This is a genomic window from Desulfonatronospira thiodismutans ASO3-1 (genome assembly GCF_000174435.1).
GTDB classification, from domain to species: Bacteria; Desulfobacterota; Desulfovibrionia; order Desulfovibrionales; family Desulfonatronovibrionaceae; genus Desulfonatronospira; species Desulfonatronospira thiodismutans.
The window spans coordinates 1,324,925-1,341,646 of sequence record NZ_ACJN02000001.1 but is presented as its reverse complement, the minus strand read 5'-3'; the positions used below and the strand labels follow the sequence as shown (position 1 = coordinate 1,341,646).

Genomic DNA, 16,722 nt, shown 5'->3' with positions numbered 1-16,722 from the left:
GGGCTCAAGGAAACCACGAGCCAGATGTTCCACCGGCCGGTTTAAGGTTACTATAACAAGTTGTGTGCCTGCATCACACAAAGTCTTTAAAAACAATTGGTTATAGATTTTTAAAAGGAAGTTGAAGCTCTGGTTAGACATCTGGGGGATGTTTTTGTCTTGCCTTGCAAGACGCGGCAGCTTTTAAGGAGGGGCCAGGCCGTGTCGTGATCATATAATGACAAGCTTGTGTGACAGCAAGGGGCTTAAATAGTTTAAATAAGGCGGGCATTGCCCGCAACCCAATAAAGAAAAGAGCTATTTGACAGGATTAACAGGATTAAGAGATGGATTAAGAGAAAAGTCATTTTGTCCTGGCCGGTAGCCAGGCCAAAAGGTTATCACTCCAGCACTCACTTTTTTCCGGCACTCATGAATGCCAGAAGAAAGTGAGTGCTGGATGACTAATGCAATCTGCGGCTTCCGGCTTGCCCTGTGAAATTCCGAAGGACAGCGCAGCTGATTTCACCGGGGCCGCTGATTGCTTATCCTGTCAATCCTGTTAATCCTGTCTAAGGCCTGCCACGCGCTTCGCGTGGTTATTGTTTTTTGTGACATGGTCTCAGGAGTAAGTCGAAAAATTGCCGTCAAACAGAAAGGAGCTATATCTTGCGGTGTTTCACAGGTGAAAGGCCGTATTTTTTGAGCATGGCGTAGAGCCTGGGCCTGGACAACCCTGAAAGACGGCAGGCGGTGGGCATATCTTTACCGGATGCCTGCAGAAGCTCTTCAAGGTATTTTTTTTCAATGCGGGCTATGGCCTGCTCCCGGTACTCTTTAATCTTTGGGAATTCTTCGTCGCGTGCAGGTTCTTGACTCTCGGTGCAGGCCTGCATCATGTCTTTTTCCATGACCTGCTGCTTGCAGAAAACTTTCAGGGGCAGGGGCAGATGCTCCGGCTGAATAACAGGTTCATGGCGGGCCGTGATGGCCATATGCTCCAGGGTGTTTATAAGCTCGCGAACATTGCCCGGCCAGCTGTAACCTGCGAAAGCATCTATAACCTCCGGGGAAGGCTGCTTGTTTTCCAGGCCGTGTTTTTTGCAGATCCTGTCCAGAAAATAGTACATGAGCTCCAGCACGTCTTCCTCTCTTGAGTTGAGTGGAGGCAGGGTCAAGGCAAAACTGTGAAGACGAAACAGGAGGTCCCGGCGAAAAGTCCCTTCAGCGCACATGCGGTCCAGATCCTTGTTTGTGGCTGCAACCAGTCTGAAATCACAGAAAATCTCCGTAGCTGAGCCTACCGGTCTGAAGCGGCGTTCCTGAAGAACCCGCAGGAAAAGTTTCTGTGTATTAAGAGAGAGTTCTCCTATTTCATCGAGAAAGAGGCTTCCGCCGTGAGCCTGCCTTATAAGCCCGGTATGTTTTTTGTCTGCAGTGGTAAAAGCCCCTTTCTCATGTCCGAACAGGGTGCTTTCCACAAGGTTTTCAGGCAGGGCGGCGCAGTCTATGATAATGAATGGCTTGTGACTTCTGGGGCTGTTCAGGTGTACGGCCCTGGAGAAGAGCTCTTTTCCCGTTCCGGTCTCACCATAGATGAGCACGTTGGAGTTGCTGCGGGCGAATGATGCAAGGGTGGTCAGGCAGGAGTTTATGCTTCGGGACGAACCAATGATTCCACACCGTTTGAAATCGCCATAATTTATCGCTGAAAGGGTGCTGGAAGCTTCCAGAGCTCGCCCGACTGACTCGCGCAGTCTTTTCCAGAATACCGGTTTCTGAAAGTAATCCCATGCTCCCAGGGTGATGGCTGTCTCAATGAGATCTGAGTCATGTTCGTCTGTAACTACAATGACAGCCGGCCTGTGGAGCTGCTCCATGTTTTTTTTGAAAAAGTTCAACTGGTTTTCTTGGGACAGGTGGAGGTCCATGATGATTGCCTCGCATTTTTCCAGCAAGTCAATTCTCAAATCCTGAAAATCATCTGCAGCATGACAGCTGCCCAGAGACCGCATTTCCCGGACCGCTTCCCTGTAGAAAGTTCTGTCCCGGGAAAAAATGAAGATTCTGGGGGATTTTTTCAAGCCGGTTCTCCTGGTCATGCTGGACAGAAGTGACTTCCGGGTGCCTTACTGCAAACGCCTGCAGAAATCATTTTTGTCAGTTGACATAAAGCGGATAATTAAAAGAGTCGTGCGGTACAGTTTCCGGCCTGTCTCCCTGAATGCCTGTATGCTGCGGAATTATTTGGCTTTGCAGTGGGGAGCAGTAAAGTATCATCCAGCAAGACTTATTTTAACCTTTACCAGCAAAAGTCTTGCTTTACAATATTTTTTACAGGTAAAGTTTAGGCATTTCCTGATTCTGCGGTTCGAAGACAAGACGCGACTGCATAAAATCCTTTTTAGAGATATAAGTGAATTTGAAAACCTTGTGCCAGGGCTTGAAAGGCGGTTTGAATTATGCAAGGCTTGATGTTCAGCATCTCACCCTGGTATGTTTCGGATCAAGCCTTTGAACAAGAAAAATAAGGAAATGATCATTTAGAACGAACCACCCCCGGCCCCTCCTTAACCAAGGAGGGGAGTGGACCGTGCCGGTCTCATAAAATGACAAATTGTTGTGACAGCAACATGCTGAAGTAAATGAACTTGAATTGTAGGCGCTTAGCACAAATTTCAAGCAAACATGTTGGTAACTTTGTAACTGTTCAGCACATTTTGTGTGTACTCTTGTTCTGGTAGTCGGTGTCGGGGTCGGTATCGGTATCGGGGTCGGTAGAAAACCGAAAACCAGCTTGCTGGTCTCAGAGGCCTGGCCCTTTTATTTTTGAACAGGTATACTAATCAACTGGATAAACTTTATACGTGGACTCTCGCAGCAAATAAGCCTTGCCAAACAAAGCTTGACTTTTACAGTGCTCAACTAACCATGATAAACGCGAAAGTATAGCGTGTCTATTTGGTTGTCTAAGAGCAATAACTACTATACCATAATGCTCCGGAAACAAGTGAGGAATGGTGTGAAAAAAGTCTCTGTCAGTCGTTAAAAACGTTGCTTTTTTTTCTTGCGCAAGTCTAAAAATTTGTAAGTCATCTATACCTTCATTTGAACTGCCCCGAATATCAGACACAGTATGCCCTTTCGAAACCAAGTACCTTTCTGCACTTTTAGGAAAGTTCTCATCAAGAAAAAAATTCATAGTACCTTTTCTTCGTAAGGCAGTTCTTCAAAACGTGATAACTGACCTCCAAATTTTATTGCTGCAAAGATATCTTCACGGGTTATATTTGGATAATCATTCAATATTTCTTCTATACTATCTCCAGACCCTAATGCACTTAAAATGTTAGCAACTAAAACTCTTGTACCTTTTATTACAGGCTTTCCATGGCAGATATTAGCATCAATAGTTATTCTTTCATTCATAAAAAAACCTCGTTTGTTCAATTTAGCTTTCCGCAATTGAATGTTTCTGCAAAAAATCAGTTTTGCAGGGCAAGTTAAAAATACTGGCTGTTGGGGATGGTTCTTTTTGTCAGGCAAGCTGGCTTACACTTTTTCAAAACCCAAATATTAATTTTTCCCTGAGATTTCTTGTCTGGTGGCCACCGGGAGCATCAGCATGAAATATCTGGTATTGCCGAATTGTAAACATGTTTTGAACCATCCCAAGCAGACTTATGGCATTTTTCCGGTCAGCCATCACGCGCTTGAATATCTTGTCGTGTGGTCCATGGATAACATGCATAGGTATTAATATAGTTAGGTTTTAGGGGACAGGCAAGGGAAAAATGAAAGGGCAAGACTACGAACCACCCAGCCTCTTCATAGAATATATCCCACATCCACACCCCCTGCGGGTAACCATTCAGGGGGCAGGTACCGGCCAGGGGGACAATCACGCGTCTTCGCGTGACATAAATCTTAGTTTGTACTGACCTCTGACGTCTGCCACGCGTCCTGCCAAGCGCTTCGCGTGGTTCGCGTGACAAAAATGACCTTTTGCAGTCACATCTTTAAGGTCTGTTGTTGACATTTACTCAATGTATTGAGTAAAAAAGAACGATATATTGAGTAAATGGCAAAAATTATGCAACTTCCCGAATTCAAAAGACAAAAAGTTTACACCCTTGGTCAGAGGCTCCAGGAACAGCAGCCTTTCATTCAGGTAGTCCTTGGGCCCAGACAGGTGGGAAAGACTACAGCTGTTCTTCAGGTTAAGGAAAGCTGGGGCAGGGCCTCAATATACGAATCCGCAGACTCTCCGGCTCCACCAGGTACAGACTGGATTGAACAGGCCTGGCAGGCGGCGGAATTCAAGACTGCCGCAGAAGGTCCTGTACTGCTGATCCTGGATGAAATCCAGAAGGTTCAGGGCTGGGCTGAGTGTATCAAGGCGTTATGGGAGCAGAGAAACAGCCTGAATCAGATTCGCCTGGTTCTTTGCGGATCATCATCTTTGCAGATTCAAGGCGGGTTGACTGAAAGCCTTGCCGGACGGTTTGAATTAATACGCATGTCCCATTGGTCTTTTGTGGAAATGGAGAAATGTTTTCAGTGGGACCTGGATACTTATCTTTATTACGGCGGGTATCCCGGCGCAGCCCGGCTCAGGGATGACTGGACAAGGTGGGCTGATTATGTCCAGCAGTCGCTGGTGGAAACCGCCATCGGCAAAGATATCCTGCTGATGCACCGGGTTCAGAAACCAGCTCTGCTTCGCCGGCTTTATGCTCTAAGCTGCGATTATGCAGGACAGATCATATCTTATCAGAAACTTCTGGGACAGCTTCAGGATGCGGGCAATACAACTACGCTGGCTCATTACCAGCATCTTCTTGAAGGAGCCTACCTGGTCCAGGGACTGCAAAAATGGCACGGAACAAAAATCCGTACCAGATCATCCAGTCCCAAATGGCAGCCGAGAAACACTGCCCTGGTCACTTCCCAGTCCGGGCTGGCACCTGCTGATTGGCGTGCAGAAGCCAAGATGTGGGGTCGCCTGGTTGAAATCGCAGTGGGCGCTTACCTCGTGAACCAGGGAGAGGAAGAAGGTGTGGAGGTATATTACTGGCGGGAGAAAAACAGGGAAGTGGACTTTGTACTCAAAAAAGGAAACAGGCTTGCGGCAATCGAAGTAAAAAGCGGACAATTTTCTAAAGCTCACTCAGGAGTTGGTGCATTCCAGAAGCACTGGCCGGATTCAAAGATCTGGATAATCGGTAGAGGTGGCTTGCCGCTTGTCGATTTTATGAAAGCCGGCCTGGAAACATTATTGTAACAGCGCCTTTTTGTGTGAAATATCTTTCAGTTTTTCCATCCTGGTATTCTGAAAAAACATATTCGCAAATCGCAGGCAATGCCGTGAGTCACAATCCATAAATGCAGAGTTTAGCTGGCCGGCATTTTAAGGATTTATCAGTCTCAGGGGTGTTGCAGGGCGGCCCTTGGAGATTCAGCAATGGGCGCTGGCAACAGGATATAAGTGAATCTGAACGCCTTGAGCCAGGGCTTGAAAGCCAGTTTGAATTATGCAAGGCTTGGTTTCAAGCATCACCCGGGGACGTTTCGGATCAAGCCTGTGTGCAAGCAAAATAAGGAAGTGATCATTATAGAACAAACCACCCCCGGCCCCTCCTTAACCAAGGAGGGGAGCGGATCGTGCCGGGCTCATAAAATGACAAATTTTTGTGACAGTGACATGCTCAAATAAATGAACTTGAATTGTAGTGACTTAGAGGGAGTTACGAGTGATACATAAAAGGAAATGATCATTATAGAACGAACCACCCCCGGCCCCTCCTTAACCAAGGAGGGGAGTGGATCGTGCCGGGCTCATAAAATGACACATTTTTGTGACAGCGACATGCTGAAATAAATGAACTTGAATTGTAGTCACTTAGAGGGAGTTACGAGTGATATATCTAACGCGGACTTTGCCCGCAACCCAATAAAGAAAAGAGCTTTTTTGACAGGATTAACAGGATTAAGAGATGGATGAAGAGAAAATCATTTTTGTCCTGGCCGGAAGCCAGGCCAAAAGGTAATCACTCCAGCACTCACTTTTTTCCGGCACTCATGAATGCCAGAAGAAAGTGAGTGCTGGATGGCTAATGCAATCTGCTGCGGCTTCCGGCTTGCCCTGTGAAATTCCGAAGGACAGCGCAGCTGATTTCACCGGGGCCGCTGATTGCTTATCCTGTCAATCTATGCCTGCCACGCTTCTTTGGCGTGGTTAATCCTGTCTAAGGCCTGCCACGCGCAGCGCGTGGTTCTTGTTTTTTATAACAGGGTTTCAGGAGTAAGTCTAAAAAGTCTGGTGCCTGAAAGCAGGTAAAATACACAGTTATATGCAAAAGCTCAGAGAAATTTTAGACAGAATCGACGGCAGGGGTTACAAGGCCTACAAGGATCTGCAGGGCGGGTATTCTTTCGGGGAGTTCAGGCTCCTGGTGGATTATGTGCAGGGTGATCCTTATGCTCCTCCGTCCCGGGTAAGGGCCGTTGTGCCCTGGGAGACAGCAGGCCTTCCGGAACATGCCCTGCAGGGAGAGGCCAGGAAGGTTGCAGCCAGGGATTTTCTGGCCCGGGCTTTTTCCAGGGCTGTTCAAGGTGAAAGGGATATCCGCATAGATGCCGGAAAACAGACCGTTCTCGACCGCACTGCCTGCCTTTTTACTCCTGACGGGGTGGAACTGAGATTTACAGTCACCCTGCCGGCCAGGGGCAGGACCATACTGGGGCGACAGGCAGCAAGACTGCTAATGGAGGCTGTTCCTGAAGCGGTAAGTGCGGTGACTGTTAGACGTCTGGATTTGAAGGCCTTGAAGCTTCACTGCGATGTGACCCAGGACCAGCAGAGCCTGCGGGATCAGCTGGATGAGATGGATCTGGCCGCTTTTCTGGCGGACGGTTCCATCCTGCCCCGCAGGTCCGGGGTGGATGATCGGCCCTTGCAGGACGCGGTTGAACTTTCATCGCCTGATACCCTGCAGGTGACCCTGCATGCCCCAAATGCCGGGGCTTTGTCCGGGCTGGGTATTCCCCTGGGGGTCAGCCTGATAGTGGGCGGGGGATTTCACGGCAAGTCCACTCTTTTAAAGGCGGTGGAAGCCGGGGTATATGATCATATCCCCGGAGACGGCCGGGAAAGGGTGGTCAGCAATGCCCTGGCCCTTAAAATCAGGGCCGAGGACGGCAGGGTGGTGCACAGCGTGGACCTCTCACCCTTTATAAGCGAGTTGCCCTACGGCAAGTCCACCCGGGATTTTTCCACGGACCTGGCCTCAGGCTCCACCAGCCAGGCGGCATCCCTGCAGGAGGCCCTGGAAATGGGAGCCAGCGTGCTGCTGGTGGATGAGGATACTTCCGCCACCAACTTCATGATCAGGGATCAGAGGATGCAGAAGCTGGTGGCCGGGGATGAAGAGCCCATTACGCCTTTTGTGGACCGTATCCGGGAGTTGCGGGACGGCCTGGGTATCTCAACGGTACTGGTCATGGGAGGATCGGGAGATTATTTCGATCATGCCGATACCGTCATCCAGATGCATGAATATAAGCCCAGAGACGTGACTGCTTCCGCCAGGGAGATAGCTTCCACCTGGGCAACCGGCCGGGTGCAAGAGCCCGGGTCAGCCCTTGGACGTCCAAAACCCAGAAGCCTTGACGCTTCCAGGCTGAATCCCTGCCGCAAGCCAGGAAAAAGAGTCATCAAGCCTGACGGCCTGGATGCTTTGCTGTTCGGGCGATACGAGGTGGATCTGCGGGCCCTGGAGCAACTGGCTGATCCCTCTCAGGTAAGAGCCATCGGGGTCATCCTGGCCCGGCTGGCTGAAAACGGGCAAGTGATACAGGATCCGGCGGCGCGCATCAGGCGGATGCTGGAAAATGATCTGCCCCGCCTGGCCTTTGCCCCGGACGGGGACCTGGCCAGGCCCAGGCCCCTGGAAGCCATGGCTGTACTCAACCGCCTGCGAAGCGCCCATCTGAGGGGCTGCAAGGATTAAGCCGGGTCAGTGTCCTGCAAAAAAATCAGGCCTGGAAAAAATCCCTGTACCACTTTACAAACCGCTCAATTCCTTCTTCTACTGAAGTCTCGGGTTTGTAGTCCAGGTCACGGACCAGGTCGTCCACGTCGGCGTAAGTGCTGGGCACGTCACCTGGCTGCAGGGGCAGCAGGTTTTTTTGGGCCTTTTTGCCCAGGGCCTTTTCCAGGGCCTGGATGAAGTCCATGAGCTGTACAGGGTTGTTGTTGCCTATGTTGTAAAGCCTGTACGGGGCGCTGGATGAAGCCGGATCGGGATTTTTGGGGTCCCAGTGCGGATTGCCTGCGGGTGGATTGTCCAGAACCCTGATGACCCCTTCCACTATATCGTCGATGTATGTAAAGTCGCGCTGCATCCGGCCGTGGTTGAACACGTCTATGGGCCTGTCTTCCAGCATGGCCCTGGTGAACAGGAAAAGAGCCATGTCCGGGCGGCCCCAGGGTCCGTAGACGGTGAAAAAACGCAGTCCGGTGCAGGGCAGCCCGTAGAGGTGGGCATAGGTGTGGGACATGAGCTCGTTACTTTTTTTGCTGGCGGCGTACAGGCTTATGGGATGGTCCACATTGGCGTGCACTGAAAAGGGCTGTGTTTCATTTAGTCCGTACACGCTGGAACTGCTGGCAAAGACCAGGTGCTCCACCTGGTTGTGCCGGCAGCATTCCAGGAGGTTTATGTAGCCTACAAGATTGGAGTCCACGTAGGCATAGGGATTGGTCAGGCTGTAGCGCACACCGGCCTGGGCGGCCAGGTTGCAGGCCCGGGAAAATCCCTGTTCCTGGAAGAGTCTTTGCATTCCTTCCCGGTCTTCAAGGTTTTGCCTGATAAAGGAAAGTCCCGGATACTTATCCGAATGATACAGGCGGCCGTAGTCATACGGCTCCTGAAACCCGGATTCCCGGAGGCGGCCGTACTTGACCTGGACGTCGTAGTAGTCATTTATGTTGTCCAGGCCTACCACTTCAAAACCCTTCTCCACCAGTGCAAGGGCCAGCCTGAAACCGATGAATCCGGCGGTCCCGGTGACGAGTATTTTCATGTCTTCTCCTTTGGTTGCAAAGACCCCCCTGAAGTTGGTTTTGACTTCTGCCGGGAGCTGAGCTAAAAATACAGGTTATATTTTTTCAATCCGGCTTTAGCAAGTGTTATTTCCCACTCCAGATACTCAAGGATGAACCATGAGCGACTATGAAACTGTAATCGGTCTTGAGGTGCATGCCCAGCTCAAGACCCGGTCCAAGATATTTTGTTCCTGTTCCACGCAGTTCGGCAATGACCCAAATACCAATACCTGCCCCATATGTACCGGCATGCCCGGGGTGCTGCCGGTGCTCAACAAAAGAGCCGTGGAGTTCGCCGTAAAAATGGCCCTGGCCCTGGATTGCCGGGTCAATGAACGCTCGGTGTTCGCCAGGAAGAATTATTTCTACCCGGATCTGCCCAAGGGATACCAGATTTCCCAGTATGACCAGCCCCTGGCGGAACACGGCCATATAAAAATTCTGGCCCAAAACCGGGAAAAGGATGTAGGCATAACCAGAATTCACATGGAAGAGGACGCCGGCAAATCCATCCATTCCCACTCGGAGGGCCTCAGCTACGTGGACTTGAACCGCACCGGAGTGCCCCTTATGGAGATAGTTTCGGAGCCGGATATGCGAAGTCCCGAAGAAGCAGCTGCCTATCTCAAGGCCCTGCGCTCCATCCTGCGCTACCTGGATATTTCCGACGGCAATATGGAAGAGGGCAGTTTTCGTTGTGACGCCAACGTGTCCATTCGTCCCAGGGGAAAGAATGAGTTGGGCACCCGCACCGAGATCAAGAACCTGAATTCTTTTAGAAACGTACAAAAGGCCCTGGAGTACGAAGTGTCCCGGCAGATGGATATTCTGGAGGACAAAGAAGAGGTGATCCAGGAAACCAGGCTCTTTGACCCGGACAGGGGAATTACCGTATCCATGCGCGGCAAGGAAGAGGCTCACGACTACCGCTATTTTCCGGACCCGGACCTGGTGCCCCTGCTGGTGGACCGGGACTGGACCCTGAGGCTCAAAAAAGAACTGCCGGAACTGCCCATGGCCAGGCTGGCCAGGTTCATCAGCCAGTATGAGCTGCCCCATGAGGATTCCCAGGTCCTTACTTCTGAGCGTGACCTGGCGGATTTTTTCGAGGAGTGCACAAGGCTTTATGCCCAGCCCAAGAAGATAAGCAACTGGGTCATGACCGAGCTTTTAAGGGAGCTGAACCAGGCCGCAACGAGCATCAAAGAGTCCGGCTTCAGTCCGGGACTTCTGGCCAAGCTGGTGCGCATGGTGGATGAGGGAACCATAAGCAACAAGATAGCCAAGTCCTTATTCCCGGAGGTGTTCGCAAGCGGGTCCGACCCGGAGAAGCTGGTTCAGGACAAGGGTCTGGGCCAGATTTCCGACTCCGGGGAGCTGGAGCGGGTTGTGGACGAAGTCATAAGCGAAAATCCGGACGAAGTGCAGAAATATCAGCAGGGACGCAAGAAACTCATGAGTTTTTTTGTGGGCCAGGTTATGAAAAAGACTAAAGGCCAGGCCAATCCCGGACTGGTCAACGAACTGATAAACCGCAAGCTGGGCTGAACCGTGCAGCATGTATATTTTGATGAAAAGCAGAGTGTGCTGATGCTTCTGGACCAGAGGTATCTGCCTGACAGTGAGCAGTGGTTCAAGTGTGCAGGGACGCAGGATATAGTCTATGCCCTGCAGCAGATGGTCATCCGCGGGGCCCCGGCCATTGGGGTGACCGCGGCTTACGGCTGCGTGCTGGCTGCTCTGGAGGCCAGGGGGAGCTCCAACTGGGAAGAGGACCTGGAGAAAAGCCTGCAGACCATTGAGCATGCCAGGCCCACAGCGGCCAACCTGGCCTGGGCCGTGCGGGGCATGCGGCATGCATGGAGATCCGGCAGTTTTTTCTCTCCGGCGCAGCTGGCTGAGTTCTGGCTGCCCGAGGCCCTGCACGTGCATGAAGAGGACATCAGGATCAATAAAATGATAGGCGCTCATGGCCGGGATCTTATTTTTTCCGGGGATACGGTCATGACCCACTGCAACGCCGGGGCCCTGGCCACAGGGGGCTACGGCACCGCTCTTGGGGTGGTGCGCTCTGCTGTGGAGCAGGGCAAGGATATCCGGGTCATTGCCAACGAGACCAGGCCGTTTCTGCAGGGAGCCAGGCTCACGGCTTACGAACTGGCCCGGGACAACATCCCGGTAAGGGTGGCCTGCGACAATGCCTGCGGCCTGCTCATGCACAAGGGGCTGGTGCACAAGGTGGTGGTGGGGGCGGACCGGATAGCAGCCAACGGGGACACCGCCAACAAGATCGGGACCTACACAGTGGCGGTCATGGCCCGCAGGCACGGGATACCTTTCTACGTTGCCGCCCCGTTTTCCACTTTCGATGTGCAGACATCTTCCGGTGAGGATATTCCCATAGAACAAAGAGATCCGGCCGAAGTTAAATGCATGACCGGACAGATGATTGTGCCCCCGGACGTGCAGGTATACAATTACGCCTTTGATGTCACCCCGCATGAACTCATCACCGGAATCATCACGGAGAAAGGGGTTTTCGCCCCCGGGGAGATGGCCTGAGGGTTATTTTGCCTTTCATTTTAAGGAACAGAGATGAATATCAACCACTTCCATCCCCTCCCTTTTTTAACTGACCCATGCCGGGTTGCCGGGTATTTATGCTGCCTTTTGTCGTCATAGTCGGACGTCCCAATGTAGGCAAGTCCACACTGTTCAACCGCCTGCTGCGCCAGAACAAGGCCATGGTCCACGATCGCCCCGGAGTGACCAGGGACAGTCTGTACGGTCGCGTGCAGGGGCGTACCAGGGATTATACCCTGGTGGATACCGGGGGGCTGGTGCTGGAACAGGGAGCTCAGCTGGAAGAAGAGATTTACGAGCAGGTCCGGGAAGCAATGCACAGCGCAGACCTGATTCTTTTCATGGTGGACGGAAGTGCTGGAGTTACGGCTCTGGATGAACAGCTGGCCGCCATGCTCAGGCAGAGCCGCAGGCCGGTAAGGCTGGTGGTGAACAAGGTGGACGGCGAAGAAAGGGCGGCCCTGGTGGAAGGTGATTTTTATTCCCTGGGCTTTGACATGAACATGGTTTCAGCGGCCCACGGGTATAATATGCCTGTGCTGCAGGAGGCCATTGAATCCAGTCTCCCGGCTCATGAAGAACCGGAGGATCAGGCTGCACATCTGCGCCTTTCTCTGCTGGGACGACCCAACGTGGGGAAGTCTTCCCTGGTGAATACACTGCTTGGACAGGAAAGAGTGCTGGTGAGTTCCAGGGCCGGGACCACCAGGGACTGCGTGGACGTGATCCTGGAAAAGGGTGATAAACGTTACGTTTTCATCGATACCGCCGGGGTGAGGCGAAAGACCACCATAAGCGACGACCTGGAAAGATTCAGTGCCCTGCGGGCCATAAGGAGCTGTCAGAGATCCGATGTGGCTCTTTTGGTCCTGGACGCCCTTTCCGGGATGGTGGCCCAGGACAAGAAGCTGTTGTCCTTTCTGGAGCGGGAAAAGATACCCTTGGTGATCGTGGTGAACAAGGTGGATCAGATTCCCAGGAAAGACCTGGGCAAACTCAAAAGGTATTTTCAGGACGAACTGGCCTTTTGCGCTCATGCACCGGTAATCTATACCTCGTGCATCACCCGGGCCGGCCTTGGTGGCCTTATTCCCCTGGCGGAAAAGGTGCTGGGACAGTCCCGGGTCCGGGTGGGTACAGGCGAGCTGAACAGACTGGTCCGGGATGCGGTGCAGGCGCATCAGCCCCCGCTGGTCAAGGGACGCCGGGCCAAGATATACTACCTGACCCAGCCCGGGACCAGCCCCCCGGAATTTGTTTTTTTCGTAAATGATCCAGGCTTAATAAAGCCGGCTTATGCCAGGTATCTGGAAAAACAGATCCGCAAGAGCCTGGGACTGGATGTGACTCCGGTTAAACTGTTTTTCAGGGGCAGTCATAAGTAGGATTTTAGATTCAGGGATTATGGGATTATGGGATTGGGGGATTGGGGAATTTAGGAATTCAGGGATTCTGGAATTTGGGGATTGGGGAATTCAAGGATTGATGGATTGCAGGGCGTTGTCGGGTACATGGCGGGGGCAGGCGTGGATCGATGAATTAGACTTACTCCTGAGACCATGTCACAAAAAACAAGAAACTTAGACAGGATTAACAGGATTGACAGGATAAGCAATCAGCGGCCCCGGTGAAATCAGCTGCGCTGTCCTTCGGAATTTCACAGGGCAAGCCGGAAGCCGCAGATTGCATTAGTCATCCAGCACTCACTTTCTTCTGGCATTCATGAGTGCCGGAAAAAAGTGAGTGCTGGAGTGATAACCTTTTGGCCTGGCTTCCGGCCAGGACAAAATGATTTTTCTCTTAATCAATCTCTTAATCCTGTTAATCCTGTCAAATAGCTCTTTTCTTTATTGGGTTGCGGGCAAAGCCCGCTTTAGATTATGCGGGGTTGGAAGTAAGCCAATGCGTGAGGCAAGGCCTGCCTCTGCCGATAAATAAATGAAATCAAGGGGGAGATATGATTCAGAAGACCGAGAATATCTGGTTTGACGGGCAACTGGTGCCGTGGGACGAGGCCAGGGTGCACGTGCTAACGCACACACTGCATTACGGAGTGGGGGTTTTTGAGGGCATCCGAAGCTACAAGTGCAAAGACGGCACTTCAGCCCTTTTTCGCCTGGAAGAACATGTGGAGCGGCTTTTTAATTCCGCCAGGACAGTGGAAATGGAAATTCCCTTTACAGAGGAGGCAATCTGTCAGGCCATAGTCGACACCCTCAAGGCCAACAAAATGGACCAGGGATATATCCGGCCCCTGGCCTTCATAGGGGACGGGGCCATGGGAGTACATCCCGGGGAAAATTCCATCAGGGTCATTATAGCCACCTGGCCCTGGGGTACTTATCTTGGAGAGGACGCCCTGCAAAGCGGCATCCGGGTCAGGACATCAAGCTTTACCCGGCACCATGTAAATGTCATGATGACCAAGGCCAAGGTGGCGGGCAACTATGTCAACTCGGTGCTGGCCAAAAGAGAGGCCAAAGCTGACGGATATGACGAGGCCCTGATGCTGGATGTGGACGGATACGTATCCGAGGCCACCGGAGAAAACATTTTCCTGGTCAAGCACGGCAAGCTCAAGACTCCACCCCTGGGTTCCATCCTGGGGGGCATTACCAGGGATTCCATAATTACCATGGCCCGGGACATGGGGTATGAAGTAACAGAGCAGCGTTTTACCCGTGATGAGCTTTACATGGCTGATGAGGCCTTTTTCTGCGGTACCGCGGCAGAAGTCACCCCCATCAGGGAAGTGGACCGCAGGACCATCGGTCAGGGCAAGGCCGGACCCAACACCCTGCTTTTCCAGAGCGAATACTTCAAGATAGTCCGCGGGGAAAACATGAAGTACGCTGAATGGCTGTATGACTATGAGATATAGGTATGGAAAGAAGAAATGATGAATGCGGAATGCGGAATGAGGAATAAGGAAGAGGGGAAGATGGGGAGAAAGTGCCGGAAGGCAGGGCAGGGATTTGATTCAGGCCTGACAGGCAGGCTTTAAACCGGGAAGATTGATATGGCCAAGGCAGGACTTACAGCCAGATATAGACCGCAGAATTTCGCCCAGGTGGCGGGACAGGATTTCATCAAGAGCATTCTGTCCCGGGCGGCGGGGCAGGACAGGCCTTCCCACGCCTATCTGTTCAGCGGCACCAGGGGGGTGGGCAAGACCACCCTGGCCCGGATTTTGTCCAAAGCCATAAACTGCTACAATGGGCCTGCCCCTGAGCCCTGCAACCAGTGTTCAAGCTGCGAGCAGATAACCAGGGGTGCTTCACCGGATGTATGGGAAATAGATGCTGCTTCGCATACCGGCGTGGACAACGTACGCAAGCTGCGCGAGGATGTGGCCTATTCTCCCATGAGCGGCAGGTACAAGGTGGTCATTATTGACGAGGCCCATATGCTGTCCACATCGGCGTTCAACGCCCTGCTCAAGACCCTGGAAGAACCCCCAGCCCACTGTGTATTCATCATGGCCACTACTGCTCCGGAAAAGTTTCCGGCCACAGTGATCAGCAGGTGCCAGCATTATGTTTTCAAACGCCTGACCCACGGCGAGCTTTTTGCGCATCTTTGCTTTGTCCTGGACACCGAAGGGGTATCCTACGAAAAGGAAGCAGTGCATCTTTTGACGCGCCGCGGATCCGGCAGTGTCCGGGACAGCATGTCCATGCTGGGCCAGGTGCTGGCCCTGGGAGACGAGGGGCTGAAGACCGCGGATGTCCGCCGGGTCCTGGGACTTGCGGATCAGGAGCTTTTTCTGCGCCTGATGCAGCATATCCTGGATCAGGACCTGGTCCGGCTGCACGAGATGGTCAATTATCTCCTGGAACAGGGTCTGGATCTTGGTTTTTTCCTGCAGGAAATGGCCCAGTGCTGGCGTAATATGTTTCTTCTTTCCCAGGGTGGTCAGGAGGCTGGAAAAGTCCTGGACCTGCCGGCGGAAGAGGTTGAAAAGTGGCGGGAAATGGCCGGCATGTTTGCGGCCTCAACCATTCATGCCGGGTGGCAGATGGTCCTGGAAAGCCGCAAAAGCATACTGGGCAGTTACGAACCGGGAATCAGCCTGGAACTCATGCTTTACAATCTGGCTTATCTGCCAGAGCTTATTCCTGTTTCCGGGTATGCCCCGGAGCCGCAGCCCCGGGGAGAGACCAGGCAGAACACGGCAGAAAAAAAATATCCTGCAGGCGGGGAAAAAAAAAGCCTCAATAATGAATATAAAACATCCAGCTCTCCCGGGGAACCTGAGGTAGTAACTGAAAATTTCCAGGAATTCCAGGACAGGGGGGAGGATAAAGCTGAGGTTCAAGAAGAAAAGCCGCCCGGGACAGAAAAAGACTGGGACGGTTTTCTGGATTACTGCCGGGAGCATTGCCGCGATGATATGACTCTGGCCAGGATGCTCAAGCAATGCAGCGCCAGTATTGACAAAGATCAGCTGACTCTTAAACCGGAAGAAGAGTATGTTCGGTCCGCTCTGCTAAGAAACGGCCGCGAAAAAAAACTGTCCACCCTGACTGGCAGTTTTTTCGGCAGAGAAATGCAGGTGGTTTTTCAAGCTGGAGCAGCCCCAGAGATTTTTGATGCTTCACCAGAGGAAAAGGCGCGCAATCATCCGGGGGTGCAAAGATTAATGGATGCATTTGATGCCCGGATAATGGATATAAGCAGAAACAACGACAAACCCAACTCATAAGGAGAAAACAAAACATGCAGGATTTGGTAAAACAGGCCCAGATGATGCAGAAGAAAATGGCCAAGATGCAGGAAGAGCTGAATGCCCGGGAGGTGGAGGCATCCGCCGGCGGAGGCATGGTCACGGTAAAGGTGAATGGGGGACAGGAAGTCCTGGAAGTACGGATTGAAAAAGACGTGGTGGATCCCGAGGACGTGGAAATGCTGCAGGATCTTATCCTGGCCGCAACCAACGACGCCCTGAAAAGAGCCCGGGAGATGGTCCAGGGTGAAATGTCCCAGCTTACCGGGGGCATGAAGATTCCGGGACTGTTCTAAGTCCACTCATCAAGCCGACAAGGAAAACA

The 16,722-nt window shown here is 52.2% G+C and carries 12 protein-coding genes; 8 read left to right on the top strand and 4 right to left on the bottom strand.

Translation table 11 applies throughout. The features are described from left to right. Nucleotides 1-641: 641 nt before the first annotated feature. The 3 genes from DTHIO_RS06160 to DTHIO_RS06145 all read right to left on the bottom strand — a co-directional run bounded on the left by DTHIO_RS06160 (nucleotide 642) and on the right by DTHIO_RS06145 (nucleotide 3,408). Nucleotides 642-2,081 (bottom strand): sigma-54-dependent transcriptional regulator, encoded by a 1,440-nt coding sequence (locus tag DTHIO_RS06160; protein WP_083803934.1) that lies wholly within the window; start codon nucleotides 2,079-2,081, stop codon nucleotides 642-644. Between the two features lie 740 nt (nucleotides 2,082-2,821). After that, nucleotides 2,822-3,181 carry a DUF5615 family PIN-like protein gene (locus DTHIO_RS06150; RefSeq protein WP_008869477.1) on the bottom strand — a complete coding sequence of 120 codons (360 nt, stop codon included), beginning with the start codon at nucleotides 3,179-3,181 and terminating at the stop codon, nucleotides 2,822-2,824. Further along, complete coding sequence (locus tag DTHIO_RS06145; RefSeq protein ID WP_008869476.1) at nucleotides 3,178-3,408, bottom strand: DUF433 domain-containing protein; 231 nt, start codon at nucleotides 3,406-3,408, stop codon at nucleotides 3,178-3,180. The genes DTHIO_RS06150 and DTHIO_RS06145 overlap by 4 nt, the downstream gene beginning before the upstream one ends. Nucleotides 3,409-4,072: 664 nt before the next feature. Between DTHIO_RS06145 and DTHIO_RS06140 the strand changes: the two genes are divergently transcribed. Together DTHIO_RS06140 and DTHIO_RS06130 are read left to right on the top strand one after the other, a co-directional pair. Beyond that, a complete protein-coding gene (locus DTHIO_RS06140; protein ID WP_050775150.1) occupies nucleotides 4,073-5,263 on the top strand; it encodes an ATP-binding protein in 1,191 nt (396 codons plus the stop codon). 1,069 nt (nucleotides 5,264-6,332) lie between these two features. Next, entirely contained in the window at nucleotides 6,333-7,991 is a 1,659-nt protein-coding gene (locus tag DTHIO_RS06130) for an ABC-ATPase domain-containing protein (protein ID WP_008869474.1), read from the top strand. 25 nt (nucleotides 7,992-8,016) lie between these two features. Here the strand turns inward: DTHIO_RS06130 and DTHIO_RS06125 are convergent, their stop codons facing one another. After that, nucleotides 8,017-9,066, bottom strand: coding sequence for an NAD-dependent epimerase (locus DTHIO_RS06125; RefSeq protein WP_008869473.1), 1,050 nt, complete (start codon nucleotides 9,064-9,066; stop codon nucleotides 8,017-8,019). 139 nt (nucleotides 9,067-9,205) lie between these two features. On the opposite strand from DTHIO_RS06125, the gene gatB reads away from it, so the two are divergent. The 6 genes from gatB to DTHIO_RS06090 all read left to right on the top strand — a co-directional run bounded on the left by gatB (nucleotide 9,206) and on the right by DTHIO_RS06090 (nucleotide 16,693). Next, a complete protein-coding gene (gatB, locus tag DTHIO_RS06120) occupies nucleotides 9,206-10,636 on the top strand; it encodes an Asp-tRNA(Asn)/Glu-tRNA(Gln) amidotransferase subunit GatB (RefSeq protein ID WP_008869472.1) in 1,431 nt (476 codons plus the stop codon). Nucleotides 10,637-10,639: 3 nt separating this feature from the next. Further along, complete coding sequence (gene mtnA / locus DTHIO_RS06115; protein WP_008869471.1) at nucleotides 10,640-11,650, top strand: S-methyl-5-thioribose-1-phosphate isomerase; 1,011 nt, start codon at nucleotides 10,640-10,642, stop codon at nucleotides 11,648-11,650. Between the two features lie 98 nt (nucleotides 11,651-11,748). Then, on the top strand, nucleotides 11,749-13,056 hold the full coding sequence (gene der, locus DTHIO_RS06110; protein ID WP_040417613.1) for a ribosome biogenesis GTPase Der: 1,308 nt from the start codon (nucleotides 11,749-11,751) through the stop codon (nucleotides 13,054-13,056). A gap of 572 nt (nucleotides 13,057-13,628) precedes the next feature. Then, a complete protein-coding gene (locus DTHIO_RS06100) occupies nucleotides 13,629-14,552 on the top strand; it encodes a branched-chain amino acid transaminase (RefSeq protein WP_008869469.1) in 924 nt (307 codons plus the stop codon). Nucleotides 14,553-14,690: 138 nt separating this feature from the next. Further along, nucleotides 14,691-16,376 carry a DNA polymerase III subunit gamma/tau gene (gene dnaX / locus DTHIO_RS06095; protein WP_008869468.1) on the top strand — a complete coding sequence of 562 codons (1,686 nt, stop codon included), beginning with the start codon at nucleotides 14,691-14,693 and terminating at the stop codon, nucleotides 16,374-16,376. Between the two features lie 14 nt (nucleotides 16,377-16,390). Beyond that, nucleotides 16,391-16,693, top strand: a complete 303-nt coding sequence (locus DTHIO_RS06090) for a YbaB/EbfC family nucleoid-associated protein (protein WP_008869467.1) — start codon at nucleotides 16,391-16,393, stop codon at nucleotides 16,691-16,693. The last annotated feature ends 29 nt before the right edge of the window (nucleotides 16,694-16,722 follow it).

Excerpts from the sequence above, each read along its gene's own strand:
- DTHIO_RS06160 (WP_083803934.1), bottom strand. The coding sequence starts at position 2,081 with ATGACCAGGAGAACCGGCTTGAAAAAATCCCCCAGAATCTTCATTTTT.
- DTHIO_RS06150 (WP_008869477.1), bottom strand. The coding sequence starts at position 3,181 with ATGAATTTTTTTCTTGATGAGAACTTTCCTAAAAGTGCAGAAAGGTAC.
- DTHIO_RS06145 (WP_008869476.1), bottom strand. The coding sequence starts at position 3,408 with ATGAATGAAAGAATAACTATTGATGCTAATATCTGCCATGGAAAGCCT.
- DTHIO_RS06140 (WP_050775150.1), top strand. The coding sequence starts at position 4,073 with ATGCAACTTCCCGAATTCAAAAGACAAAAAGTTTACACCCTTGGTCAG.
- DTHIO_RS06130 (WP_008869474.1), top strand. The coding sequence starts at position 6,333 with ATGCAAAAGCTCAGAGAAATTTTAGACAGAATCGACGGCAGGGGTTAC.
- DTHIO_RS06125 (WP_008869473.1), bottom strand. The coding sequence starts at position 9,066 with ATGAAAATACTCGTCACCGGGACCGCCGGATTCATCGGTTTCAGGCTG.
- gatB (WP_008869472.1), top strand. The coding sequence starts at position 9,206 with ATGAGCGACTATGAAACTGTAATCGGTCTTGAGGTGCATGCCCAGCTC.
- der (WP_040417613.1), top strand. The coding sequence starts at position 11,749 with ATGCTGCCTTTTGTCGTCATAGTCGGACGTCCCAATGTAGGCAAGTCC.
- DTHIO_RS06100 (WP_008869469.1), top strand. The coding sequence starts at position 13,629 with ATGATTCAGAAGACCGAGAATATCTGGTTTGACGGGCAACTGGTGCCG.
- dnaX (WP_008869468.1), top strand. The coding sequence starts at position 14,691 with ATGGCCAAGGCAGGACTTACAGCCAGATATAGACCGCAGAATTTCGCC.
- DTHIO_RS06090 (WP_008869467.1), top strand. The coding sequence starts at position 16,391 with ATGCAGGATTTGGTAAAACAGGCCCAGATGATGCAGAAGAAAATGGCC.